General features: G+C 44.2%; 18 protein-coding genes and 1 other RNA gene. 4 read left to right on the top strand and 15 right to left on the bottom strand.

Going from position 1 to position 24,073, the window contains the following annotated elements; genetic code table 11:
- Window positions 1–61 precede the first annotated feature (61 nt).
- A complete protein-coding gene (gene rplS, locus G5B11_RS07095) occupies window positions 62–409 on the bottom strand; it encodes a 50S ribosomal protein L19 (protein ID WP_158420463.1) in 348 nt (115 codons plus the stop codon).
- A 203-nt stretch (window positions 410–612) separates the two neighbouring features.
- Window positions 613–1,299 carry an energy-coupled thiamine transporter ThiT gene (locus G5B11_RS07090; RefSeq protein ID WP_173727369.1) on the bottom strand — a complete coding sequence of 229 codons (687 nt, stop codon included), beginning with the start codon at window positions 1,297–1,299 and terminating at the stop codon, window positions 613–615.
- A 500-nt stretch (window positions 1,300–1,799) separates the two neighbouring features.
- Between G5B11_RS07090 and G5B11_RS07085 the strand changes: the two genes are divergently transcribed.
- The gene (locus G5B11_RS07085) at window positions 1,800–2,675 is read left to right on the top strand and encodes a methionyl aminopeptidase (protein WP_173727368.1); all 876 of its coding nucleotides are present in this window, start codon (window positions 1,800–1,802) and stop codon (window positions 2,673–2,675) included.
- The gene (locus G5B11_RS07080; protein WP_173727367.1) at window positions 2,675–3,391 is read left to right on the top strand and encodes a 4'-phosphopantetheinyl transferase family protein; all 717 of its coding nucleotides are present in this window, start codon (window positions 2,675–2,677) and stop codon (window positions 3,389–3,391) included. Before G5B11_RS07085 ends, G5B11_RS07080 begins: the two co-directional genes overlap by 1 nt.
- On the opposite strand, the gene G5B11_RS07075 is transcribed toward G5B11_RS07080, so the two are convergent.
- The 13 genes from G5B11_RS07075 to G5B11_RS07015 all read right to left on the bottom strand — a co-directional run bounded on the left by G5B11_RS07075 (window position 3,371) and on the right by G5B11_RS07015 (window position 21,112).
- Window positions 3,371–4,318 (bottom strand): OmpA family protein, encoded by a 948-nt coding sequence (locus tag G5B11_RS07075; RefSeq protein ID WP_158420467.1) that lies wholly within the window; start codon window positions 4,316–4,318, stop codon window positions 3,371–3,373. The genes G5B11_RS07080 and G5B11_RS07075 overlap by 21 nt on opposite strands.
- Before the next feature lie 11 nt (window positions 4,319–4,329).
- Complete coding sequence (locus tag G5B11_RS07070) at window positions 4,330–5,955, bottom strand: MotA/TolQ/ExbB proton channel family protein (RefSeq protein ID WP_173727366.1); 1,626 nt, start codon at window positions 5,953–5,955, stop codon at window positions 4,330–4,332.
- Between the two features lie 189 nt (window positions 5,956–6,144).
- Window positions 6,145–6,753, bottom strand: coding sequence for a histidine phosphatase family protein (locus G5B11_RS07065; protein WP_173727365.1), 609 nt, complete (start codon window positions 6,751–6,753; stop codon window positions 6,145–6,147).
- Window positions 6,753–9,170 (bottom strand): phenylalanine--tRNA ligase subunit beta, encoded by a 2,418-nt coding sequence (pheT, locus tag G5B11_RS07060; protein WP_173727364.1) that lies wholly within the window; start codon window positions 9,168–9,170, stop codon window positions 6,753–6,755. Before pheT ends, G5B11_RS07065 begins: the two co-directional genes overlap by 1 nt.
- 36 nt (window positions 9,171–9,206) lie before the next feature.
- The gene (pheS, locus tag G5B11_RS07055) at window positions 9,207–10,226 is read right to left on the bottom strand and encodes a phenylalanine--tRNA ligase subunit alpha (protein WP_173727394.1); all 1,020 of its coding nucleotides are present in this window, start codon (window positions 10,224–10,226) and stop codon (window positions 9,207–9,209) included.
- Between the two features lie 438 nt (window positions 10,227–10,664).
- On the bottom strand, window positions 10,665–11,627 hold the full coding sequence (locus tag G5B11_RS07050; protein WP_173727363.1) for a YihY/virulence factor BrkB family protein: 963 nt from the start codon (window positions 11,625–11,627) through the stop codon (window positions 10,665–10,667).
- Between the two features lie 64 nt (window positions 11,628–11,691).
- On the bottom strand, window positions 11,692–12,972 hold the full coding sequence (locus G5B11_RS07045) for a SpoIID/LytB domain-containing protein (RefSeq protein WP_244092940.1): 1,281 nt from the start codon (window positions 12,970–12,972) through the stop codon (window positions 11,692–11,694).
- Window positions 12,973–13,042: 70 nt separating this feature from the next.
- The gene (locus G5B11_RS07040) at window positions 13,043–14,101 is read right to left on the bottom strand and encodes an aldose epimerase family protein (protein ID WP_173727362.1); all 1,059 of its coding nucleotides are present in this window, start codon (window positions 14,099–14,101) and stop codon (window positions 13,043–13,045) included.
- Between the two features lie 95 nt (window positions 14,102–14,196).
- Window positions 14,197–14,374, bottom strand: a non-coding RNA gene (gene ssrS / locus G5B11_RS07035) — 6S RNA.
- Between the two features lie 107 nt (window positions 14,375–14,481).
- Complete coding sequence (locus G5B11_RS07030) at window positions 14,482–15,924, bottom strand: deoxyguanosinetriphosphate triphosphohydrolase (RefSeq protein ID WP_173727361.1); 1,443 nt, start codon at window positions 15,922–15,924, stop codon at window positions 14,482–14,484.
- 1 nt (window position 15,925) lies between these two features.
- The gene (gene thrC, locus G5B11_RS07025; RefSeq protein WP_158420474.1) at window positions 15,926–17,416 is read right to left on the bottom strand and encodes a threonine synthase; all 1,491 of its coding nucleotides are present in this window, start codon (window positions 17,414–17,416) and stop codon (window positions 15,926–15,928) included.
- Window positions 17,417–17,589: 173 nt separating this feature from the next.
- Window positions 17,590–18,564 (bottom strand): cell wall hydrolase, encoded by a 975-nt coding sequence (locus G5B11_RS07020; RefSeq protein ID WP_244092939.1) that lies wholly within the window; start codon window positions 18,562–18,564, stop codon window positions 17,590–17,592.
- A 460-nt stretch (window positions 18,565–19,024) separates the two neighbouring features.
- The gene (locus tag G5B11_RS07015; protein ID WP_173727359.1) at window positions 19,025–21,112 is read right to left on the bottom strand and encodes an elongation factor G; all 2,088 of its coding nucleotides are present in this window, start codon (window positions 21,110–21,112) and stop codon (window positions 19,025–19,027) included.
- Window positions 21,113–21,319: 207 nt separating this feature from the next.
- Here G5B11_RS07015 and G5B11_RS07010 point away from each other — a divergent pair, with 207 nt between their 5' ends.
- A complete protein-coding gene (locus tag G5B11_RS07010; protein WP_173727358.1) occupies window positions 21,320–22,411 on the top strand; it encodes a prephenate dehydrogenase in 1,092 nt (363 codons plus the stop codon).
- A 15-nt stretch (window positions 22,412–22,426) separates the two neighbouring features.
- On the top strand, window positions 22,427–23,698 hold the full coding sequence (aroA, locus tag G5B11_RS07005; protein WP_173727357.1) for a 3-phosphoshikimate 1-carboxyvinyltransferase: 1,272 nt from the start codon (window positions 22,427–22,429) through the stop codon (window positions 23,696–23,698).
- The last annotated feature ends 375 nt before the right edge of the window (window positions 23,699–24,073 follow it).

The following is a 24,073-nucleotide window of genomic DNA, read 5'->3' as shown; positions in this document are numbered from 1 at the left end:
TAAAAAATAACTGCCTCCGGAAATCAATCCGACGGCAGTCATTCTCATAATCAGGTATGGATTATTTAATGCGCTCTTTAACCTTAGCAGCCTTACCTACACGGTCTCTTAAGTAGTTAAGTTTTGCACGACGTACTTTACCGTGGCGAATAACTTCTACACTCTTTACGTGTGGGGAGTGAAGCGGCCATGTCTTCTCAACGCCAACACCATTGGAGCTCTTTCTTACTGTGAAAGTTGCTCTTGTGCTTCCGCCCTGTTTCTTTAATACTGTTCCCTCGAAAACCTGGATTCTCTCACGGTTTCCCTCTTTGATCAGTGCGTGTACTCTTACAGTATCACCTACATTGAACTGAGGAACATCTGCTTTTAACTGTTCTGCTTCGATGTTTTTAATAATGTCGTTCATGTTCTTTCTCCTATTCTTCTATTGGATGTTCTTAATACACATGAGGTAACAGAGGACCATCTTTTTTCACAACATGATTGATTATACTATAGAACTCCTGCCATTGCAAGAGTTTTTTCTATGGTTTCACTATTATAATAAGCCGCCGGACAAGGGTTCCGACGGCTGTTATGGATTTGGATAGATTCAATATCATTATTTATTTATGCGTTCTGCTCTCCCGGTACTGTCACCATCTTACGAACCTGAACCAGTGCTTTTGAAACAGCCGGAATAGAGATCAGGATCAGTGTTATAACTCCCTCAGCAAGAATGTAGCTATAGTTGTAAACGATAGGATATATAGCAGATAATGACTTAGGATAATTCTCAGGCATGTAGCTCATCCAGTACAGATATCCGCCCAGAACATGAAATACACCTCTGGCAAGAATCGCTGCCACATATGCTTTCTGCAAACCGTATTTCTTTGATTTTGAGAAAAAGCCTGCAATACCCATAGCGCCAAATGCCAGGATATAATCACAGCATACCTGGAAAAAGCTAAGTACATATGGCTCCTGCAAGAACTGGAAGATACCATAAACAAGACCTGTCAGAATACCGATCTTAGGTCCGTACCAATATCCGATGAGTACGATAAAAAGCATGCTGCATAAGGTCACAGAGCCACCAAATGGCAGAGAAAATACCTTAAGGTAAGATGTGGCATAAGCAAGGGCAAGTGCCACTGCACAGGTTACAAGCTGCTGTGTAGTCAGCTTTCCTGAAGAGCTTTTCTTATGGAAAAGCACAGCTGCGATCACCACCAGGATCACCATGGCAGCAATACTTGTTACATAGCCGGCAGTAGTCAGCCCACCATCAGCAGTTACTAGAAAATCCATCATTTGTTTTCCTCCTTACGTTGGCATTATCCAAATCAAGTTAAAAGGTCGAAGCCTCCGGTCACCGGAAGAATGTCCTCCCTGGTGATTGCTTCCTCTCAGCCTGCGCCTGCAAGCTCCCTTGGTTCGTTCTACAGTATAGCACACCCCTTCACTTCACACAACACAATTTTCATCCTCTATAAAAGACCGTAAACGATAAATTGTTACTGTTCACTCCGTTCACAGCAACTTGGTCAAAATCCATTCCATATCACCTTCGGTGATGGGATTTTGCCCCGTATGTCTCGGGATTTTGCCATATACATGGCAAAACACCTCGCGGAATATTACCTGTGAACAGTAGCGATAAATTTCCTCTCATATCATATATTTTTCTCTCATATCAGATTTTACTTTACCTCTGAATTGTGATATTCTATTTGCTGAAAAAACAATATATACAGTAACTGTAAGAATACTGAACAGTTACACCATATATCATCGGATAAGGAGCGAGTAAAATGTCTTTAAAAATAGGAAGAAATGATCCCTGCTGGTGCGGAAGCGGCAAAAAATACAAAAAGTGCCACGAAGCATTTGACGAAAAGCTGGAACAAATGAAACAAAAAGGCTATCCGGTACTTGACCACAACCTGATCAAAACCCCGGAGCAGATTGAGAAGATCAAAGAAAGTTGTAAGATCAATATTGCCGTGCTGGATTATGTGGCTGATCACATCCGTCCAGGCATTACTACCCAGGAGATCGATGACTGGGTACATGAAGAGACCATCCGCCATGGCGGGATCCCTGCCCCATTGAATTATGAAGGCTATCCAAAGAGTGTATGCACCTCCATTGACCAGGTGGTTTGCCACGGGATCCCATCCACAGATGTGGTTCTGAAAGAAGGAGATATTATCAATGTAGATGTTTCCACCATTTATAATGGATATTTTTCTGATTCCTCACGTATGTTCTGTATCGGAAATGTAAGCCCGGAAAAAGAAAAGCTGGTAAAGGTTGTAAAAGAATGTGTAGAGATCGGCATTTCACAGGTAAAGCCCTGGACACCGATTGGAAATATGGGGCACGCCGTTCACCAGCATGCGCTTGAAAATGGTTACTCAGTTGTAAAAGAAATCGGCGGCCATGGCATAGGGCTGGAATTCCATGAGGATCCATGGGTAAGTTACACTTCAGAAGAAGGAAGCGGTGTGCTGATGGTTCCAGGTATGATGTTTACCATTGAGCCAATGGTAAATATGGGATCTGATGAAGTTTATACCGATGAAATGGATGACTGGACAGTGCGTACCTGTGACGGACAGCCTTCTGCCCAGTGGGAAGTCACCGTGCTGGTAACAGAAAGCGGATGCGAGGTGATCTGCTGGTAATGAACCATAAGATTCAATGTTTGATCACATCTGTTGACGAATTTAAAGATCCAAAGTTATTTCAAAAAGGACTGGCACTGCTTCCTGATTTCGGTTCCTGGAAAGAACGGAAAGAATCCATTTCCAGGCTGCGCCGCCAGGAAAGCCGTCTGGAAAGCCTTGTGGCAGGGCTTATGCTCCGTACTCTTCTTCTGGAAAACAGTCTTCCACTGGAGGCTCTTTCTGTTTCCGAAAAGGGTAAGCCGTTCCTGAAAAATCATGATTTTCATTTTAATCTTTCCCACAGCAATGGGTATGTAGTCTGTGCTTTTGGCTCTGTCCCCTGTGGGATCGATATCCAGAAAGAAAAAGAAGACCGTTCCAATATCGCCCGTATTTTCTTTACTGAATCTGAATATGCCCTTGTACAGAAATATGGTGTTTCCATGTTTACACGGATCTGGGCACTAAAGGAAAGCTATGTAAAATATAAAGGGGAGGGTTTATCCCTCCCCCTGAAATCCTTTCAGGTTTATCCCGGTTCTTATGACATCCTTTCTGATGGTTCTGAATGGGGCCGGCTTTCCACTTGTATTTCTACTATATATTCTACGGACAGAACCTGCCAAGCCCGGGAATTTGCATTTAATGATTACCGGATCGCTGTATGCTCTGCACTTGCCACAAAGCCTAATATTTGCCGGCTTTCTACGGAATCACTCTTGCGCATTATCTGATGAAGCCTGATCTGTAGTCATAATGCTGCTCAGCTCATCGATCATCTCGTCGTCCTTCAGACGGAACTTAACTTCTACACGACGGGAAGCATCCTTATCTACATTGCCATCCGCATCCAGGATAGGATTCGCCATGGAATGACCGTTGACTGTAAGATAATCCTGCAGATCAATTGTCTGATCAGATGTAAGAAATTCTCCCTGGATTTCCAGCAGATACTGGGCAACTGCCAGGGATCTGCGCTGAGAAAGCTCCAGGTTATAAGCATAATCTCCATCTGTATCAGTATAACCATCAATAATGATCTCTGCCAGATAAGACTTGTAGCTGTCTTCCAGAAGCACCTTGCAGTAAATCGGCAGAACACTGCGAAGGGCTGTTTTTCCCTCTTCAGTAAGCTCTGCATCATCATAAGCAAAAAGAACGCTGGCATCCAGTGTCAATGCTCCTGTCTGGGAATCAATATTTACATTCAGGTTATTCTTGGCAAATTCCTGCTGCAGGGACTCAACAACCTCTGCCTTTACACCGATGATATTATCGATCTTGGCCTGCTGGGTGCTGATCAGCTGGGTTTTCTCATCCAGATCCACCTGCTGCTGTGCCAGGGCTGCTTCCTGTTCCTTAAGCTTCTGTGCCTGCTCTGCCAGCTGCTGTGCCAGGGCAGACAGCTTCTCATCCTGTGTCTTCAGCTTTGCATCCTGATCGTCCAGGGTATTCTGCTGTGCAGTGATCTCAGCAATATAATTGGCCTGCATCTCATTCTTCTCTTGCTGCTCTTTAATACTCTCGTCATAACTCTTCTGCGCCTGGAAAAGGGTTACGCACATAATCAGTACGAAGAGAAGCAATACACCACACATCATATCGGAATAGGAGCGCCAGATATTAAAGCTTCCATCCTCTGATTTTCTTTTCTTGTGCATGATTCTCTCCTTTATTTAAATAAACCAAATTTTCCTTTCTGTGCTCCTTTGGAAAGCTCTTTGATATTCCTGGAAATCTCCTCCAGAACTGCCTGCTGGTCTGCAGCCTGCTGCTCCATCAGCTTCTCCATTCTGTCCATGGACTCCTGGCTGCTGCCGCCGCTCATCAGGTAAACACTTCTGTCACCTACTGCCGAAAGCTCAGAAAGCAGTCTGCGTACCTGTTCCATAGTCTTATAGGACTGCTGCTGATATCTGGTAAACTCCTGAAGCTCTTGGCCCAGCTGCTCAACAAGCCTGCTGTTTGATGTCAGAAGATCTGTACCCGCCTGGTTGGATGCAGAAGCCTTCTCCATGCCGGCTGCTGCTGTCTCCACATATTTTTGCATTGCCTGGTTACATGCTACCCAGAACTTGGCTGCAGACTTCTCTGCATCCTTCATATAATCTACCACATGCTGATAATCCTGCTGCTGGATCTTCTGGATCTCCCTGTTCTCCTGGGTGATCCTTGTAGCTGTATCCAAATAGCGGCTGGAAATACCTCCAAGCTCTGTAACCATATCCCGCATAGCCTTTTCCTGCTTCTCATAGGACTGGCCCAGCTGCTGGCTCATGGTCTGATAAAGTGCAGTGGTATAGGCTGTATTCTCCTTCTGTGCCTGCTTCAGACTGGCAAGAGCCTCATTAAATCCAGAAAATTCCGTGTCAAAGGAACCTCGCATCTGCTTCAGGAACGCCTGAAGGATATCCCTTACAGCATCCTGCTGACATCTTGTCACAGATGCCACCAGCATATCCAGAGAATCGTTCATCTTCTGGAATGTAGGAGTGATCACTTTTTCAAAGCTGTCTGCCATCTGCACAGAAAACTGCTCTGCCATCTGGGCCATAGCCTTTGTCTGCATCTTCTGGCTGGAAAGGAGAAGATTCCTGGCTTCATTCTCAGCAGTGGGCATCACGTATGCATGGAACTTCTCAAGGAAATTCTGAAGATTCTGAGACATAAAGGAATATTCCCGCTTCATACCCCAGGAATAAATAATGGAAAATGCAATACCATAAATAGATGTAAGGAATGCTACCTTAATACCATCTACCAGTGAAGATACGGAAGTTGTCATAGCCTCATAATTGGTAGGCTGGAAATTCTTAAGTCCCCATACAAGGCCAATGAAAGTACCTAAAATACCAAGGCTGGTAAAAATATCCGGCACCATCTCCAGAAGTCTTTTATGTATATGGATATCCAGCTCATCATCATTGATATACTCTTCAATATCCCCAATGCCTTCCTTGCTCTGGCTGATGCTTTCGGAGAAATTCCCCATCTTCTTATCAAGGTAACGATCATCAAACAGCTCGTCCAGATATGCCAGATTCTTGGTGTCTGTCTTACCAGGGGTCTTAAAAATATTTGTCAGCTCATCTGCTGCCCTGTGAAAGGCTTCTCCCAGATTATCCATACGAAACATGCCGCCAAACAATGTGATCATATAGATCACGGACATTGTACCAAGAAAAATAAAGTTATAGATCAGTACGCTGGGTGTTCCCTTTGCAACGTAGACGGTCATCCCGGCTGCAGCTGCTAACACCAGCACAAATAGAAGTGTATTTGTTGTCTTTTTTGCCATGTTGTACCTCCTTTTGGCTGCTTTTTATGGTAAAGATGCTAAAAACCACATTTTTTATCATAATATCACAAATTCCAAAACAGGACAAGGTATAACAGCGAAAAAGGAATTTCTGCCTTTTCAGGCAAAAATCCCCTTTTCATAATTCTCAGGTTTTAATTCTTTATGCTTCATGAATCATTTCTGCCATCAGGCATAAACCTTGTCTTCTTCCAAAAAACGTGCTTTTTTGTCCTTTACTTCCACCAGATTGATACTGCAGTTCGGCGGCACACAGCCATGCCAGAAATGCTCCGGATCCTTGTATAAATTCTGTAAAAGAGCCCTTACTGCACATCCATGAGAAGAAACAAGGATGGTTTTATCGGAAAGCTGCGGATCACTTGTTTTTTCCAGCCAGAAATCCCTGGTTCTTGCAAGTACATCCTCCAGGCTTTCTCCTCCTTTTGGCTTCTGGAAATGAACAGGATCGTTAAAAAACACTTCCATCTCCTTGCTGATTGCATGGCCGTCTTTGTCCAGCCACACAACGCCTTCCAAAACACCGAAGTCAATCTCCTGAATCCTTTTATCCAGGATCATTGGAATCTTTCGTTCTCCAAGCACAGCCTCAGCCGTCTGTCTTGCACGAAGGAGGGGACTTGAAAAACAAAGATCAAATTTCACATCCTTCAGCGCTTCCCCGGTCCGCCTGGCCAGGGAAATCCCGGCTTCATCCAGGGAAATATCTGCGCTTCCCTGGATCTTATGAAGATGATTCCATGTTGTTTCCCCATGGCGGATAATATACATCAGCATCAGCTTCTCAGCTGGATTCCAAGATCCTCAAGTCCGTTCAGGATCTTCTTCATTGCTGCAGAGATCTCACTTTCCTCAAGAGTCTTGTCATTGGCCCTAAATACAAGAGAGTATGCCATGGACTTATACCCTGCTTGAATCTGGCTGCCCTCGTAAATATCAAACAGCTGATAGCTTTCCAGGATCTTTCCGCCTCTCTGGATCAGTACATTCTCGATCTGGCCTGCCAGAACCTGATGAGGCACTACAAGACTTAAATCACGGGATACTGCCGGATATTTGGCAATACCTGTATATTTGTGGTTAAATCCTGCAAATTCCAGTACACTTAAGATATCGATCACTGCAATATATGCTCTCTCTCCAATGCCATAGGCATCTGCTGTCAGTGGATGCACCTCACCCAGATATCCTACTTTCTTGCCTTCATAAAGCATATCTGCCTGACGTCCTGGATGAAGGTAAGGCTTTTTGTCTGCAGGATCGTACTCTACTCTTTTCTTCATGCCTGCTTTTTCAAAAAATTCCTCGCATACACCCTTCATATCGAAGAAGTCACCTTTGCCATACATTCCAAGCGTAAACAGTGTACGCTCATCCGGAAGTTCCGTAAGAGGAAGTGCTTTGGGAAGATAAACATTTCCCAGCTCATACAGTCTTACATCTTTATTTCGCCGGTTATAGTTGGTAGCCAGTGAAGACAGCATACCGTTTAAGGTGCTGGTACGCATAATACTGTAATCCTCCCCCAGCGGATTACTGATGGTAATAGCACTGCGAAGCATATGATCTTCTGGCAGACGTAATTTATCAAATACCTTAGGACTTTCAAAGGAATATGTCATTCCCTCTGAGAATCCACAGTACTCTGCAATATCCCTTGCAACGTTCTCAATGCGAAGCTTAAATGGAAGTCTTCCTGTAGTAGCTTCTCCGGTAGGGAGTGTAGTAGGGATCTTGTCATATCCAAAAAATCTTGCAACCTCCTCAGCCACATCTGCCATACAGTGGATATCCTGGCGGAAAGTAGGTGCTACAATCTCACCGGAAGCTTCATCATAGGTCAGTTCCACTTTTGCCAGATAGCCAAGCATTTCCTCTTTTGTAAGGCTGGTGCCCAGAAGTGCATTAATACGGTCAGGCTCAAATTTGACTCTGGAAGGAAGACGTACTTCATTACATACATCTACCATGCCACCTACAACCTCTCCTGCGCCCAGTTCTTCCATCAGCTGACATGCACGGTCGATAGCTGCCTGTGCATTGTTTGGATCCAGGCCTTTCTCGAATTTACCGGAAGCATCTGTACGAAGTCCGATCTTCTTAGAGGACAGACGGATATTGGTTCCGTTAAAGCAGGCTGCCTCAAAAAGAACGGTGTGAACATTGTCTGTGATCATGGAATTTTCGCCGCCCATGATACCTGCAATGCCAACAGGCTTTTTGCCGTCACAGATCATCAGAACAGAATCATCCATGGTGCGCTCTTGTCCATCCAAAGTAACAAACTTCTCGTCTTTTTCAGCTCTGCGTACAACGATCTCCCTGCCTTCAATGTGCTCAAGATCGTAAGCATGCATTGGCTGTCCATATTCTTCCATTACATAATTTGTAATATCTACCAGATTATTGATAGGACGGATTCCATTGGAAGCAAGACATCTCTGCATCCACTTTGGTGAAGGTCCGATCTTAACATTTTTTACCACTCTTGCACAGTATCTGGTGCAAAGATCCGGATCCTGTACCGTTACTTTTACATAATCAGAAGCTTTTTCATCATTCCCTGTAGCCTTCACTTTTGGAGGGCAGAATTTCTTATCAAAGGTAGCTGCTGCTTCTCTTGCGATCCCCAGTACTCCATAGCAGTCCACACGGTTGGATGTGATCTCATATTCAAAAACCACATCGTCAAGGCCAAGAGCATTGATGGCACTTTCCCCTACTTTTGCATCTTCAGGGAAAATATAGATACCATATTCCGGTGCTTCCGGATACATCTCACGGCTGCTGCCCAGTTCCTCGATAGAGCACATCATACCATAGGACTCTACCCCGCGAAGCTTGCCTTTTTTGATCTTAATACCACCAGGCGTCATCTTTCCATCATGACCTCCGGCCACTCTTCCTCCGTCCAATACAACCGGAACCTTGTCCCCTTCTTTTACATTAGGGGCACCGGTAACGATCTGTATGGTTTCATTACCAATATTCACCTGGCAGATGATCAGTTTATCTGCATCCGGGTGTCTGTCAATCTTTGTGATCTGTCCGATCACGATCTTATCCAAGTCAGCATCCAGCTCTTCAAAGCCTTCTACCTTTGTTCCTGAAAGAGTCATTGCATCTGTATATTCCTGTGCTGTCACATCCAGATCCGGCACATACATTTTTATCCAGGATAATGAAGTATTCATCTGTATATTAACCTCCGTTTACTATGGTTTCCCTTTTTAGAACTGTTTTAAGAATCGGATATCATTCTCATACAGCAGACGCATATCATCGATCTCATATTTCAGCAATGCAATACGTTCCAGACCTACCCCAAATGCAAAGCCTGTATATTCATCCGGATCAATGCCACACATACGCAGCACATTTGGATGAACTGTACCGCAGCCAAGGATCTCTATCCAGCCGGATCCTTTGCAGAAACGGCAGCCCTTTCCTCCGCACTTAAAGCAGGAAACATCTACCTCTGCACTTGGCTCTGTAAACGGGAAATGATGAGGACGGAATTTTGTCTTAGTTTCCGGCCCAAAAAGCTCCTTGGCAAATTCCTCCAGTGTTCCCTTAAGGTCTGCAAAAGTAATATTCTTATCCACAACAAGACCTTCGATCTGATGGAAGGAGGGTGAATGTGTAGCATCTACTTCATCAGAACGGAATACCCTTCCAGGTGCGATCATACGGATGGGCAGTTTACCTTTCTCCATGGTACGTGCCTGTACCGGAGAGGTCTGGGATCTGAGCAGAATGGAGTCTGTAATAAAAAATGTATCCTGTTCGTCTCTTGCCGGATGGTCTTCCGGGATATTCAGCTTTGTAAAGTTATAATCAGCATATTCCACTTCCGGGCCTTCTACTACCTCATAGCCCATTCCGATAAAGATACGCTCTACCTCTTCCAGGGCAATGGAATTAGGGTGACGATGTCCCAGCTTAGCTCTTTTTGCAGGAAGTGTCACATCGATCACTTCTGCTTTCATTTTCTCTTCACGAACAGCTTCTTCCAGTTTCTGCTTAGACTCTTCCAGAAGAGTCTCGATCTTGCTTCTTGTTTCATTTACAAGCTGTCCTACCTTTGGACGTTCCTCCGGGCTTACATCCTTCATGCCCTTTAAAATCGCTGTCAATTCACCTTTTTTACCAAGATATGCCACTCTGACTTCATTTAATTTGTCCAGGCCTTCTGAATCTTCGATTCTTTTCCTGGCATTCTCAGCCAGTTCCTGGAGTCTTTCTTTCATATCCATAAACTTATCTCCTTTTTTGGTTTTTAAGCACATATGGGAAACTTCTATGTAATAAGAACATTACGGAATTTATTACATAAAAAAAGCCCCATCCCCAAAGGGACGGAGCATACTTCCGCGGTACCACCCTGATTCCTGTTATAAACAGGCTCTCTGATCTGTTTAACGCACAGCTTACGTCACTTCCTACTGCCTGATCAACTAACCTCCAGTACCATCCTCAGACTGGGTCTTATCATGACGACCAGTATACTTCAGAAATGCGGCTCCAGTGGGAAACTGAGAAACAATCTGAACTTAAGGGGGCTTACAGCCGGTGGCTCCCTCTCTCTGTAAGAAAATCATTTCCTGAAACACTTTCTACGCCTTTTCATGTTACTGTCCACAGCAACTTTTCATCATTTCTTACTATGCCACACCACTTCTCATCTGTCAAGAGGGATCTTTCTCTTTCTCTATATCAGCAACCATCTCTTCTTGTCCTGCATCAGAAGAAGCTTTCTCTTTTCCATCATCATTTTCTGCTTTTTCTCTGTTAAGCATCTCCCGCATGGATGCCTGTGCCATCCTGAACTGCTTTTCAAAGTAAGCATTGATCTCTGCGCCACACAGTACAAGATACATACAGCTATACAGCCAAAGCATCAGCATGATCAATGCTGTCAGGCTTCCATACATATTGCTTATATTAGGAAAAATTTCAAAATACAAAGAAAAGAAAAATGAAAAAACAGACCATCCTACAGCGATCATAAGTGCTCCCGGCGCCTGGCTTTTCATGGTTGCCCGCCTGTTTGGAAGGACTTTATAAAGAAACAGGAACACAAGAAAAAGCACGCCAAAAACCAGAAGAGTCCTTGCCCCGATAATACTGCCGATCAGCTTTCCAAGTACTGGTATATATTTTGAAGATGCTGCCTGAATCTTATTGCCAAGTACAAGAAGCAGCAAAGAAACGATCAGCGCCACTCCGAAAAGCAAAGTATAAAGAACTGCATAAATCCTGTTCAGCAGCCAGTTACGTGTCTCCTTCACATGATAGATGGTATTCAATCCATTGGTAAGGGACTGCATGGCTTTTCCTGCGGACCATAAAGCCAGAAGTGCGGAAATCGGCACAACTGCAACGCTTCGATTATATACCTCTGCTACGATCAAAAGCACGAAATTCTGAAGACTGTCCGGCATAAATCCACGGATTGCATCACTGACCACATTGTAGGTCAATGGTGTATATTGTATCAAAGTTGTTAAAAAAAGCAGAAAGGGAATAAAGGACATAATCATAAAGTAAGCCGCCTGTGCAGCATAGGCTCCCACATGATCCCCATTGATCCGCTCCACAAACCCTAAAAGCAGCTTGGGAATATTCTGTTTTTCCTTTTTCTCATCCATACCTCTGCTCCTGAAAATTTTCTTGTATCATATCATGAATTAATTATTCTGACAAGAGAACAGCCTATCGGCTGGTAATCTGAATGTCATTAAAAAAATATTCCAGGATTTCCCTCCAGGTATAGCCTTCTGCTGCCATCTGATCTGCCCCGCACTGGCTCATTCCAACTCCATGTCCATATCCCTTTCCCTGGATGCATACTACACTGCCAGCCTTCTGTTCCATGGTAAAATAGGCACTTGGCAGTAAGTCACCGCCAACTGTTGTGCTGCCATCCTGCTCGGTAATCTGGCAGCCGGCCGTTGTGAGGAAACTTCGCACATCATATTCCCCTTCTACAAGAAAGCTTCCAAGATCTGTATTTACAGTTAATCCTGTAACAGCACCGCTTTCACTTTTCTTTGTGACAAGCAGACTCTGCAGCTTTCCCTTGTTGTACACGGCTGTACTGTCTTCAAGCTTTTCCCAGGGAATATCCACTTTCCAGCTGCCCCAGGGCTGATCCTGATCAAACCTGCAAGCAACGCTTTTCAGAAATGGAGCAGCACTGTCGGCTCCCCAGATCTGATCTGTACTGGTTGTCCCTGCAGAGGTTGAAAAATAATATGCCTGGATCAGTTCTCCATTGTGTGTCATGACCTGCCCTTTTGTACATGCCACTGCATCGTCCGTGATTTCTGCCTGCGCCTGATTCTGATAAACCTGAAAATTCACACTGTCATCTACATCCGCTCCATATTTCTCCAGGCAGCCATCTTCTATTTGTTTCCAAGCATAAGTTCTGGCACAGACTGCCTGAGCCTTCAGAGCCTCCTGATGATAGGAAGAAGGCATTTCACTTGGCACCACCCCCTCCAGATAAGTTTCCAGCGGCAGCTCATTGATCAGATACAATGCTTCCTGATTTTCGGTCTTCTTGATCTTCAACGCCCCCTTGTAGGTAGGATTCCCATAATTTCTCTGTATGGATGTGACAGTGATCCCTTCATCTCCTCCATCCAGCGTTATGATTTCCCCTGGTTTTTTCAGGTCTTTTGCTGTATAGGATACCGCTTTCCCCTGGATCAGTACAGATACTTTAGTATGCTGGTAGGTATCATATCCGGAATCCATAAGCAATACCCGGATCTTTGGCTCCATCTTTTTTGTTTCCCTGATTACAGACTGCTGTGTGACAGGGATCATTTTTTCCTTTGTGTTTGTCTTCATAGCTTCCTGTGCCTTGTCTTTCAGGCTTTGATCTTTCATATGGATCAAAAGTGCTTCGCCTGCAAGCATCAGACAGGCAAGAAAAGAAACTGCAAACATGATCTTTTTGTATGTTTTTCCTGATATTTTATGCATAAAAAAGGCTCCTCATATACCTAGTATATGAAAGAGCCTTAGAAAATAGAATGTGTCATGCACACTTAAATCATTTCACACGGAAAGCAAAAGTAGTTACAGAGGAATATAACTGCCCTTCCTCCAAGATGGGAGAATGGAAATTCTCTACATTTACAGCATTTGGTTCTACCTGCGTTTCCAGACAGAAGCCATTCCTCTTGGTATATGTATGACCACATTTGCCCTTGATCGGCGGCTGGATAAAGTTGCCTGCATAGAACTGAACACATGGACAGTCAGAAGCCACATCCATCACAATACCGCTTTCCTGGCAATAAGCGCTGGCAATCAGGCGGCAGTTCCCTTTGGCATAATTGTCTGTCACATAATTGTGGTCATATCCGCCGGTGAAGTGAAGCTGCTCAAAGTCCGCTTCAATGTCCTGTCCGATCCTCTTAGGATGATTAAAATCCATAGGAGTACCCTCTACAGGAGCGTATTCACCTGTAGGAATCGACTCCCGATCTACAGGCGTATAGAATTTGCTGTGGATGGTAAGGAACTGATCCAGCACATCTCCACTGCCTTCTCCGCCAAGATTGAAATAGGAATGATTGGTCATATTAGCTACTGTATCTCTGTCACAGATCCCTGCATAATGGATACGCAGTTCATTCGTATCTGTAAACTCGTATTTTACAGATACCTTAAATTCTCCTGGAAAACCATTCTCATTGTCCGGGCTTACCCTTGTAAAAGTAACCGACTGCTTCTCCTGGGAGATCTCTGTAGCCTTCCACATTTTCGTTTCAAACCCATCAGGGCCGCTGTGCAGGTTATTTCCGTTCTCATTGGCAGCAAGTCTGATCTCCTTACCAAAAAGATTGAACTTCGCACCACCGATACGGTTGCAGTTACGTCCTACCACAACACCGAAAAAAAACGGATTCTCCTCATACTGCTTCACATTATCAAAACCAAGAACAACATCTGTAAGCACACCCTCCCTGTCAGGCACGCATACTTTTACCAGAACTGCTCCCAGCTCTGTGACCTCCACATAAGCCCCGGATGAATTCTCAAGATGATAGATCAGCACATCCTGGCCTGTTGAAAGTTCTCCGAATTTTCGTTCTGTTACGCCCATCTTCTTTCCTCCCGTGAATCATAATAAAAAAAGAAGCCGCTGCACAGGCTCCACTTACTGTGTATGCCCATCATGCAACGGCCCTGTAATTTTCTGTTGGTCCCAGAATGCCGTTCCCTTCTTTTTGACGCCTAGCCTGCGGCCAGGTGGGTGTCCTCAACAGTCCTTCTGCCTACCACAGCGAGAGGTCTGACATCCAAACTGCGATCTTGGAGTCCCTTAATGTCAATGTAGGTTCAAAAATAAAAGGGTGCTCGCACATTCCAGGATACTGTTTTTTTCTAAAATTCATTATACTCTAGTATATGCCCTTTTTCAACAGAAAATACAAGTATTTTTATGTTTTTTATGACTTATTGCACAATTTACTGACAGATCGTTTAACTGATCCCGTTTAATTTCTGGTACAGATCCTTTGCATAGGTGTCTGTCATCCCTGAAATAAAATCTGTTACCAGAAGCAGCCGCAGATAAAGCTGATCTTCTTCGTTGGCAGTATGGCGTCTGTGCATAAGATAGATCTGCCTGTAATTCTCCGAAATCAGGGCAACCATCTTCTGATCCATCATGGATTGAGGCTGATCTGTATCATAATGTATCACTGCAGGCACAAACAAATCCATAAGAAAATTCAGGATCGTCCAGGCAGAAACCTCCATAGACAGGATCTGCTTTGAAAGAAAGGCTCTTCTGTAAGCTATATCACCAAGAAGCCGGATCACCCAGTCACCACAGGTGCCATAAAACAGATCCTTTTCATAAGTACCAGCCATGATCTGCTCATAATGGGAAACAAAGCCTGTGGCAGCACAGAAAAGAAGCTCGCTTTGCAGCCAGGAAAGGAAATTCTGAACAGCATAAAGTTCAGGACTTACTACTCCCTTTGTCTTTCCTGCCTGATACTGGTCAGCCAGCACCTTTAAAGGATCCATATGTTCCCTGTCTGCATACTTTCCTTCCCTGGCAGCCTTTTTCTGGCCCTTTTCCAGTTCCTCTGCAAGGATAGGATAAGTAATAAAGCCTTTTTTAAATGCATCCTCAATATCAGCGGTACGATAAGCTATATCATCGGCAGCTTCCAGAATAAAGGTAAGTGGATGCCGCACCCCAAGAGTACCCATGTCACCGGCGATCTGCTGATATAAAGACTGCTCCCCGTAAAAATAACCCATTTTCTTCCTGGAGATCCTATCCCCCTCCGGATCCATATCACAGGATGAAACCGGATACTTGATCATAGTATCAAGAAGGGCATAGGTAAGGTCCATGCCATTCTCATCAGAAAGGAAATGAAGCTTGGTCACCTGCCTGAGAGCCTGTGCATTTCCCTCAAAATAAAGGAAATCCTGAAGCATCTGACTGGTAAGCACCTGCATCAAAGGCTTACCTTTATAGAACAGACTTTCCAGCTTCCTGGCAAACCAATCCCGGATCGCTTCCTCCCCAAAATGTCCAAAGGGAGGATTTCCAATATCATGGATCAGGCCGGCACACTGAAGGATATCACAGATATCCCTTTGCATCTCTCTTGTGAAACCAGCATCCAAGCCCTGGTTCATAATACATTCTCCAATATTCTGTCCCAGAGATCTGGCAAAGGAAGACACCTCCAAAGAATGGGTCAGCCTTGTGCGGATGAAATCACTTTTGTCCAGGGCAAACACCTGGGTTTTATCTTGAAGCCTTCGAAAAGAAGAACTTCCAATGATCCTGTGATAGTCCTTTTCAAATTCACTTCTCAGATCCCTTAAATGAGCAGGCTGTGCCAGGTCACACATGGAGGTGCTGACTCTTTTTGTGGAAAGAAGCCGCTCCCATTTCATCTTAGCAAATACCCAGGATCTTCTTCACTGTAGCCGGCATATCCTGGGCATCAACTACACAATCGTGAAGAACAGGTGCTGTACGGATCTCCTCTACCGCTTTCGGCACGCTGGTACCGGACAGCTTTGCAAGGGCATCTGCAAGTGCAAAATCATCCATAGTTTCACTGTCACTGCTTATGGCTTCCATAACACTTCTGGTAAACTTATACGGGCTGGCTGTAGATGCGATCACAGTAGGTGTGTCATCCTTTGTATCAGCCTTATATTTCTTATATACGCCGGCAGCCACAGCTGTATGCGTATCAATCACATAATGATCCTTTTCAAATACCTGGTGAATGGCTTCGCTTGTTTCCTTTTCTGTACAGTAATTACCATAGAAATCAGAAAGTCCAGCTTTCATCTGGGGAGTGATGGTGTACTCTCCTCCCTTTGACAGTTCTTCCATCAGTTTTGCACAAGCAGCCGGATCCTCTCCTGTAAGACGGAAGATCAGCCTTTCCAGGTTGCTGGAAATCAGGATGTCCATAGACGGGGAAGTAGTCAGGATGAAATCCCTCTTCCTGTCATAAGTACCTGTGGCAAAGAAATCATAAAGTACTTTATTCTCATTAGAAGCACAGATCAGCTTATTCACTGGAAGTCCCATCTGTTTCGCATAGAAAGCAGCCAGGATATTACCAAAATTGCCGGTAGGCACAACAATATTGATCTTCTCTCCCTCTTTGATGCTGCCCTGGCGGATCAGGGTGCTGTACGCATATACATAATATACGATCTGCGGCACAAGACGTCCGATATTGATAGAATTGGCAGAAGAAAACTGGAATCCGGCACTGCCAAGTAAATTCTCCAGGTCTTTGTCATTAAACATCTTCTTTACTGCTGTCTGGGCATCATCAAAGTTGCCAGTAATCCCTACAACATATGTATTCTTGCCCTTCTGTGTTACCATCTGCTTTTCCTGGACCGGACTGACACCATGCTTCGGATAAAATACAATGATCCTGGTGCCCGGCACATCAGCAAAACCTGCCATTGCAGCCTTACCTGTATCTCCGGATGTAGCCGTAAGGATTACGATCTCGTTGGTAACTCCATTCTTCTTCGCTGCTGTAGTCATCAGATATGGAAGGATGGATAATGCCATATCTTTAAATGCAATGGTAGCACCATGGTACAATTCTAGGAAATATGCCCCGTCCGCCTGATGGATCGGTGCGATCTTATCTGTATCAAATTTCTCATCATATGCACTGCGAATACAATACTTCAGTTCATCTTCTGTAAAATCTGTAAGGAAACGGCTCATCACCTCATAGGCTGTCTCCTGGTAGGTCATTCTGGAAAGCTTCTCCATGGGAATATCCAGCCTTGGGATCTGTGTAGGTACAAATAAACCTCCGTCATCAGAAAGTCCTTTTAATATGGCCTGTGACGCAGTCACCAGATCACCTTTGCCTCTTGTACTCTGATACATTACCTCCATTATGTGTTCCTGCCTTTCTATGATAAGTGTTTTTCGACATTAAATCCAACAATGCCCTGTGGTTTCTGCCATTATAGCACATGCTTTTTTAAATTACCACATCAAAATGTTAAAAGAGGAGACAGCGCTTTTTCGCTGTCCCCTCTATAATTACTGCTGTTCAGTTTCTAATATCAGTTTTTAATATCATTTTTTACCATCTGTACCACAGTTTCCTGATCATTATTCTTATCGGATGAAGAATCGTCCTTAGGTGAAGAAGCATCCTTAGATGAAGCATCCTCCTTACCGCTGACTTCATCCGGATATTTATAAAATTCGTGAACCCCGTATTTAAAAAGTTTCTGTAAATCTTTTTCAAACCAGGCTACATTCTTTTTCTCTGCCGCTTCTTTCTCAACAAAGAATAATGCTCCCTGGGAATAATCCACACCCTCCAAAGCTTGCTTCACGGCCTCCCTGGTCTTATCTGTAACTGTGACCTGATAAATCCGGCCGTCATAAGTAGGTGAAAACTGAGGTACTCCATATCTGTAATCCCACACCACATCCGTTACCGTATCAGGGAATTCATCGTTCTTGACCCGGTTCAGAATCACGTTGGCAACAAGGATACGGCCCTTAAGATCCTCTGTGCCTGCCTCTGCCTCCACGATCCTTAAGAAGACATCATAATCCTCATCAGACATAATGGTTGGATTCTCAGCCATATGCGCAGCTGTCTGGTCAAGATTCTCCACGGTGTTCTCCATAGAGGAGCTTACGTTCAGTCTGGCTGCACCATCCTTTACCACCTTAACCCTCTGCCCTACCAGCACATTCTCGCAGGAAGTACCGATCCTTGTGATCCTGGTTCCTGCAGCGGGTGTCTCAGAAACTCCTGACACAACACCTGCGATCCCTGTAGGAAGCTCACTGCCGTCAAAAGTTCCTCTCTCCGACGAAGCAGAAACCATATTCTCTTCAGCTTCAGAAGCGGCATAAACCTGGCTGCGGTCACCATTATCAACAAATTTGGAACCAACCGCAATGCTGACAGATAACAGAGCGCATCCGGAAACAAGTGCGAAATTACGGAATGCGTCATTCCTGCTTTCCTGTCTCTTTTCTTTTTTTGTTACGCCTTGTAATTCTTTTTTAACTTTCATGCTTTTCATTCCTTGCTTCTTTGTTATGGTTTCTTTTCTTTCGTTATTTAATTTGTAACAACTTTGTAACGTATGAGAAAATTATATTTAATATACTTAGATATGTCAAGCTATTTTTGTATTTTTTTCCATTAAAAATACGGAAATCAAAAGTTAAAAAAAGCAAAAGAGGACACTCTCATAATGCTCTGATACTGTCAAAAACAGAAACCAGAAACATATGAAAGTGTCCCCTTATTTAACCGAATCAAACAGCGAAGCGGACTGGAATATCCACTTGCCCAATCGATCTGATACTTCTCCCCTGCCGTAACATACCCTTTTGTCTCCGGCTATGTATCAGATTATATATGGTCTGATACGATCCGTCAATCAGATTCGATTGACAGTTACTGACAGCCTTTGACAGATAAATCAGGCAGGATACAAAATATAACAATATCTCTGTCAGAGTGCAGGATCAATCTGCTGCATCCAGCTTGCTGGCACGCGCTTCAATCTCCTTCTGCTGTATATCAGAAGGAGCCTGCTCATAGCGGGCAAATTCAAACGAGAATTCTCCGCTTCCGCCAGTCATGGAACGCAGATCTGTAGAATATCCATAAATCTCCAACATAGGCACGTCTGCTTCAATAATGGTATTTCCATTATGGTCAGGATTCATTCCCAGTACACGGCCACGGCGTTTGTTCAGATCGCCCATTACATCGCCTGTGTATTTGTCCGGAACTGTAACCTTCATGGAAACGATCGGCTCCAGAAGAATCGGTGATGCATCCATAAAGCCTTTCTTAAATGCAAGGATAGTTGCCATCTTAAATGCCATCTCAGAGGAGTCTACCGGATGATAAGATCCATCATAAAGAGTAGCCTTCACACCAACTACCGGATAAGCAGCAAGAGGTCCCTTCTGAACGCACTCCTGCAGACCTTTCTCAACAGCCGGGAAGTAGTTCTTCGGTACAGCACCACCTACTACCACCTGCTCAAATACATACGGTGTTTCCAGATCGCCAGATGGCTCAAAGCGCATCTTAACGTGACCATACTGGCCATGTCCGCCAGACTGTTTCTTATGCTTTCCTTCCACATCGGAATTCTTGCGGATCGTCTCTCTAAACGGAACCTTAGGCTTGCAAAGTTCCACATCTACTTTATATCTCTCTTTCAGCATGCTGACAATAATGTCAAGATGCTGATCACCCATACCATAAATAAGGCTCTGACGGTTAGCGCCATCATTAACAACTCGAACGGTGCAATCTTCACTCATGATCTTGGAAAGAGCCTGGGAGATCTTATCCTCATCCCCTTTGTTCACTGCCTTAAATCTCTTATAGGTATAAGGAACAGAAAGAACAGCTTTTGGATAAAGGATCGGATTGGCCTTTGTAGCAAGACTGTCGCCTGTCTGTACGCTTACAAGCTTGGCAATGGCGCCAATATCTCCTGCATGAAGTTCAGGAACCTCGATGGGCTTGGAGCCCTGAAGCACATACAGCTTATTCAGACGTTCCTCAACACCCTTCTCTACGTTAAGAAGTGTGTCATCTGCCTTAATTACACCAGAGCATACCTTGATCAAGGAATATTTGCCAAGGAACGGATCTACAATAGACTTCCATACATAGGCAGATTTAGCCTTAGCAAAGTCATAATTAGCCTCAAAGATCTCATTGGTCTTCTGTGCAATACCATTGCAGGATCTTTTATCAGGGCTTGGGAAATATCCGCAGATATCATCCAGCAGGTTGGAAACGCCCCGCAGATTCACAGGGGAACCCATGCACACCGGCACAATACTTGCTTCCTGGATATTGGTAGCAAGTGCTGCAGAAACCTCTGTAACAGAGAACTCATCGCCTTCAAAATAACGATCCATAAATTCTTCGCTTGTTTCAGCTACAGACTCCATCAGGATATCATGGTATTTTTCAAGGTACTCTTCCAGGTAATCCGGAACCGGGCATTCTTCTTTCATGCCTTTGTCAATATATTTTCTGCCGGCCTGTTTCACAACATTTACATAGCCTACAAACTTACCATCCTCACGGATCGGGAAATGAAGAGGTGCGATCTTCTTGCCATATAATTCGGTAAGATCCTCAACTGCTTTCCTGTAACTTACATCATCTACGTCCATATCTGTAACAAAGATCATGCGGGGAAGCTTATACTTCTCACACAGATTCCAGGCCTTCTGTGTACCAACCTGAACGCCTGCCTTACCGGAAACAACGATGATCGCTGCATCAGCTGCACTAACTGCCTCTTCTACTTCACCAACAAAGTCAAAGTAGCCCGGTGTATCCAGAATATTGATCTTTATCTTCTGCCATGGAACCGGGATCACAGATGTAGAAATAGAAAAGTGCCGTTTGATTTCTTCTTTATCATAATCACTGACAGTGTTGCCATCTTCAACTCTGCCAAGTCGGTTCGTCAAACCTGCCAAGTAGGCCATAGCCTCTGCCAAAGTTGTCTTACCAGCCCCACCATGACCTAATAGGACTACATTTCTAATTCGGTCAGTTCTAAAAACGTCCATATGTAATACCTCCCTGTTTGTCTAATATGTTCATATTTTACTAAACTTTCTTTCAACTTTCAAGTATTTTATATAGTTTTAACAATATTTTTTTGTCGTTTTCAGATAAAATACTGTCATTTTTACAGGGAATTGACTTTTTTTCCTATATATCATAAAATAAACCTGTTGTTTTACTATAAACTATGCGGGAAGGATGTTTTTTTAATGAAAACCATTGGTTTTATAGGTCTGGGACTGATCGGCGGCTCCATTGCCAAGGCGATTCGCAAATATCACCCGGACTATCATATTCTGGCATTTGACCAGAACCGTGGCACTCTTGCAGCCGCTGTAAGCGACAATATTATAGATGGGGTTTGCGAAGAAAAGGATAACCGTTTTGGCAGCTGTGATTATGTTTTTCTTTGTGCCCCAGTAGAATATAACCTAAAGTATCTTGAATTTCTGAAAGAGATCCGTCAGCCAGGCTGTATCATCACAGATGTAGGCAGCGTAAAAGGCATCATCCATGAAAAGGTTGAAGCTCTTGGTATGACAGACTGTTTTGTAGGCGGTCATCCTATGGCAGGCTCTGAAAAATCAGGCTTTGAGCATTCCACCGACCGTCTTGTGGAAAATGCCTATTATATCCTGACCCCAGGCGGAGAGATCCCTCTTGAACGTCTTACCGATCTGACAGAGATGATTGCTTCCATTGGCGCTATTCCCATGGTGCTCACTGCTGATGAACATGATTTTATCACTGCCGGAGTTAGCCATCTTCCTCATATTATTGCTTCTGCCCTTGTGAATCTTGTAAAGACCCTGGATAATGATGCAGGATATATGAAGACCATTGCAGCCGGAGGATTCCGTGATATTACAAGGATCGCCTCTTCCTCTCCTGTGATGTGGCAGCAGATCTGCCTGGAAAACACCCAGAATATTTCCAATGTACTGGACGATTATATCCGTATGCTGATACAGATCCGGTGTGCCATTGACAACAAGGATCCAGATTACATTTATCAGATGTTTGCAAGTTCCAGAGATTATCGTGATTCCATTGACGTGGTAGACAACGGCCTGACCAGGAAGGCTTATGTCCTTTATCTTGACCTGGCAGACGAAGCCGGCGGCATTGCTACCATCACTACTATTCTGGCAATGGATAATATCAGTATCAAAAATATCGGCATCATCCACAACCGTGAGTTTGAAGAAGGTGTACTTAAGATCGAATTCTATGAAGAAGAAGCTATGGAGCGAGGCAAGGCTCTCCTTAAAAAACGTAACTATATTGTTTATGACCGATAGACTACAGGAGGCATCATGGAAATCCCAAAACTGAACAAGCTTCACGGGAAGCTTACCATTCCCGGAGACAAATCGATTTCCCACAGGGCTGTTATGTTTGGAGCCCTGGCACAGGGCACCACAAGGATCACCCATTTTCTGGAGGGCGCTGACTGTCTTTCCACAATTTCCTGTTTTCAGGCAATGGGGATTCATATCCAGAAAAACAAAGATGAAGTGCTGGTAGAAGGAAAAGGACTTCACGGGCTTCAGGCTCCCTTAGATATTCTTGATGTTGGCAACAGCGGTACTACTACCCGGCTGATCTCCGGCATCTTAGCCGGCCAGGATTTCACCAGCCGGCTTACCGGGGATGCCTCTATCTGCCAGCGTCCTATGGGACGGATCATTACTCCACTTTCCATGATGGGTGCTCAGATCACAAGCCAGAATCAGAATGGCTGCGCCCCTCTCACCATTCAGGGAGGACACCTCCACGGAATACATTATCAGTCACCTGTGGCATCTGCCCAGGTAAAATCCTGTGTGCTTCTAGCAGGTATGTATGCCGATGCACCAACCAGCGTTACTGAACCAGTTCTTTCCCGGAATCACACTGAGCTTATGCTGAATTACTTCGGTGCACAGGTTACTTCAAAAGGCACCACCGCTGCCATACTTCCACAGCCTGATCTTAAGGCCCGTGACATTACAGTCCCCGGCGATATCTCTTCTGCTGCATACTTTATTGCTGCAGGACTTCTAGTGCCAGGAAGTGAGATTCTGCTGTGCAATGTGGGTATCAATCCTACCAGGGACGGTCTGCTTCGTGTATGTCAGGCTATGGGCGGTGATATTACGTTACTGAATGTACGAAATGACGGGGAGCCTACTGCAGACCTTCTTATAAGAAGCAGTTCTCTTCATGGCACAGAGATAAAGGGTGAGATCATCCCTACCTTGATTGATGAGATCCCCATGATTGCTGTAATGGCAGCCTTTGCTGAGGGCACTACTGTGATCCGGGACGCTGCAGAGCTTAAAGTCAAGGAATCTGACCGCATCCAGGTTATGACGGATAATCTTACCCGGATGGGTGCAGATGTAGAGGCATTACCGGATGGAATGATCATACATGGAGGCAAGCCTTTACATGGAGCCACAATTGATTCCCATAAGGATCACCGTATTGCCATGTCCTTTGCAGTGGCAGGCGGTATCTGTGAAGGATCGCTTACTATTACTGACGGAGAATGTGTCAATATCTCTTATCCGGAATTTTATACAGATTTGTACAGCCTATTGTAACACAAGTTCAGGATTGTAAATAGATCATGCATGAAATATTTCCCATGTAGCACAATCTGAAGCTTTCATTGCCAAGTGTCTGATCTCATGTGAAACTGATAGATTTTTGAGAAAATGATGGAGTTTCTCTATAAGTCTTTATGATTTCTTTTTGAGATTCAGGCGCTTTTTTTCTTGTTCATATTTGACAATTTTTTCACATATTAATTCGTTAATTTTATAACAAAGTGAGATTTTCATTTTTTTGCTATTTTTTGGTTTTTTTCAGACAAAAAAGCGTGTATAATCCCCTTCGTAAGGAAATAATAAAATTGTGTAACTCTTCAGACACACTTGCTGCCAATGAAATAGTTACAAAATTGTTTATGACTGACC

The organism is Blautia glucerasea (genome assembly GCF_013304385.1).
Lineage (GTDB): Bacteria > Bacillota > Clostridia > Lachnospirales > Lachnospiraceae > Blautia_A > Blautia_A ammoniilytica.
Note: the sequence above shows the minus strand (reverse complement) of the source record. Positions and strands in the feature narration are given on the sequence as shown.

Bases quoted from the DNA above. Each gene is read 5' to 3' on its own strand.
- G5B11_RS07070 (WP_173727366.1), bottom strand. From the start codon at position 5,955: ATGGCAAAAAAGACAACAAATACACTTCTATTTGTGCTGGTGTTAGCA.
- G5B11_RS07085 (WP_173727368.1), top strand. From the start codon at position 1,800: ATGTCTTTAAAAATAGGAAGAAATGATCCCTGCTGGTGCGGAAGCGGC.
- G5B11_RS07030 (WP_173727361.1), bottom strand. From the start codon at position 15,924: ATGAAATGGGAGCGGCTTCTTTCCACAAAAAGAGTCAGCACCTCCATG.
- G5B11_RS07010 (WP_173727358.1), top strand. From the start codon at position 21,320: ATGAAAACCATTGGTTTTATAGGTCTGGGACTGATCGGCGGCTCCATT.
- pheS (WP_173727394.1), bottom strand. From the start codon at position 10,226: ATGAAAGAAAGACTCCAGGAACTGGCTGAGAATGCCAGGAAAAGAATC.
- G5B11_RS07040 (WP_173727362.1), bottom strand. From the start codon at position 14,101: ATGGGCGTAACAGAACGAAAATTCGGAGAACTTTCAACAGGCCAGGAT.
- G5B11_RS07015 (WP_173727359.1), bottom strand. From the start codon at position 21,112: ATGGACGTTTTTAGAACTGACCGAATTAGAAATGTAGTCCTATTAGGT.
- thrC (WP_158420474.1), bottom strand. From the start codon at position 17,416: ATGGAGGTAATGTATCAGAGTACAAGAGGCAAAGGTGATCTGGTGACT.
- G5B11_RS07065 (WP_173727365.1), bottom strand. From the start codon at position 6,753: ATGCTGATGTATATTATCCGCCATGGGGAAACAACATGGAATCATCTT.
- rplS (WP_158420463.1), bottom strand. From the start codon at position 409: ATGAACGACATTATTAAAAACATCGAAGCAGAACAGTTAAAAGCAGAT.
- G5B11_RS07020 (WP_244092939.1), bottom strand. From the start codon at position 18,564: ATGAAAGTTAAAAAAGAATTACAAGGCGTAACAAAAAAAGAAAAGAGA.
- G5B11_RS07080 (WP_173727367.1), top strand. From the start codon at position 2,675: ATGAACCATAAGATTCAATGTTTGATCACATCTGTTGACGAATTTAAA.
- G5B11_RS07050 (WP_173727363.1), bottom strand. From the start codon at position 11,627: ATGGATGAGAAAAAGGAAAAACAGAATATTCCCAAGCTGCTTTTAGGG.
- pheT (WP_173727364.1), bottom strand. From the start codon at position 9,170: ATGAATACTTCATTATCCTGGATAAAAATGTATGTGCCGGATCTGGAT.
- G5B11_RS07075 (WP_158420467.1), bottom strand. From the start codon at position 4,318: ATGCACAAGAAAAGAAAATCAGAGGATGGAAGCTTTAATATCTGGCGC.
- G5B11_RS07090 (WP_173727369.1), bottom strand. From the start codon at position 1,299: ATGATGGATTTTCTAGTAACTGCTGATGGTGGGCTGACTACTGCCGGC.
- aroA (WP_173727357.1), top strand. From the start codon at position 22,427: ATGGAAATCCCAAAACTGAACAAGCTTCACGGGAAGCTTACCATTCCC.
- G5B11_RS07045 (WP_244092940.1), bottom strand. From the start codon at position 12,972: ATGCATAAAATATCAGGAAAAACATACAAAAAGATCATGTTTGCAGTT.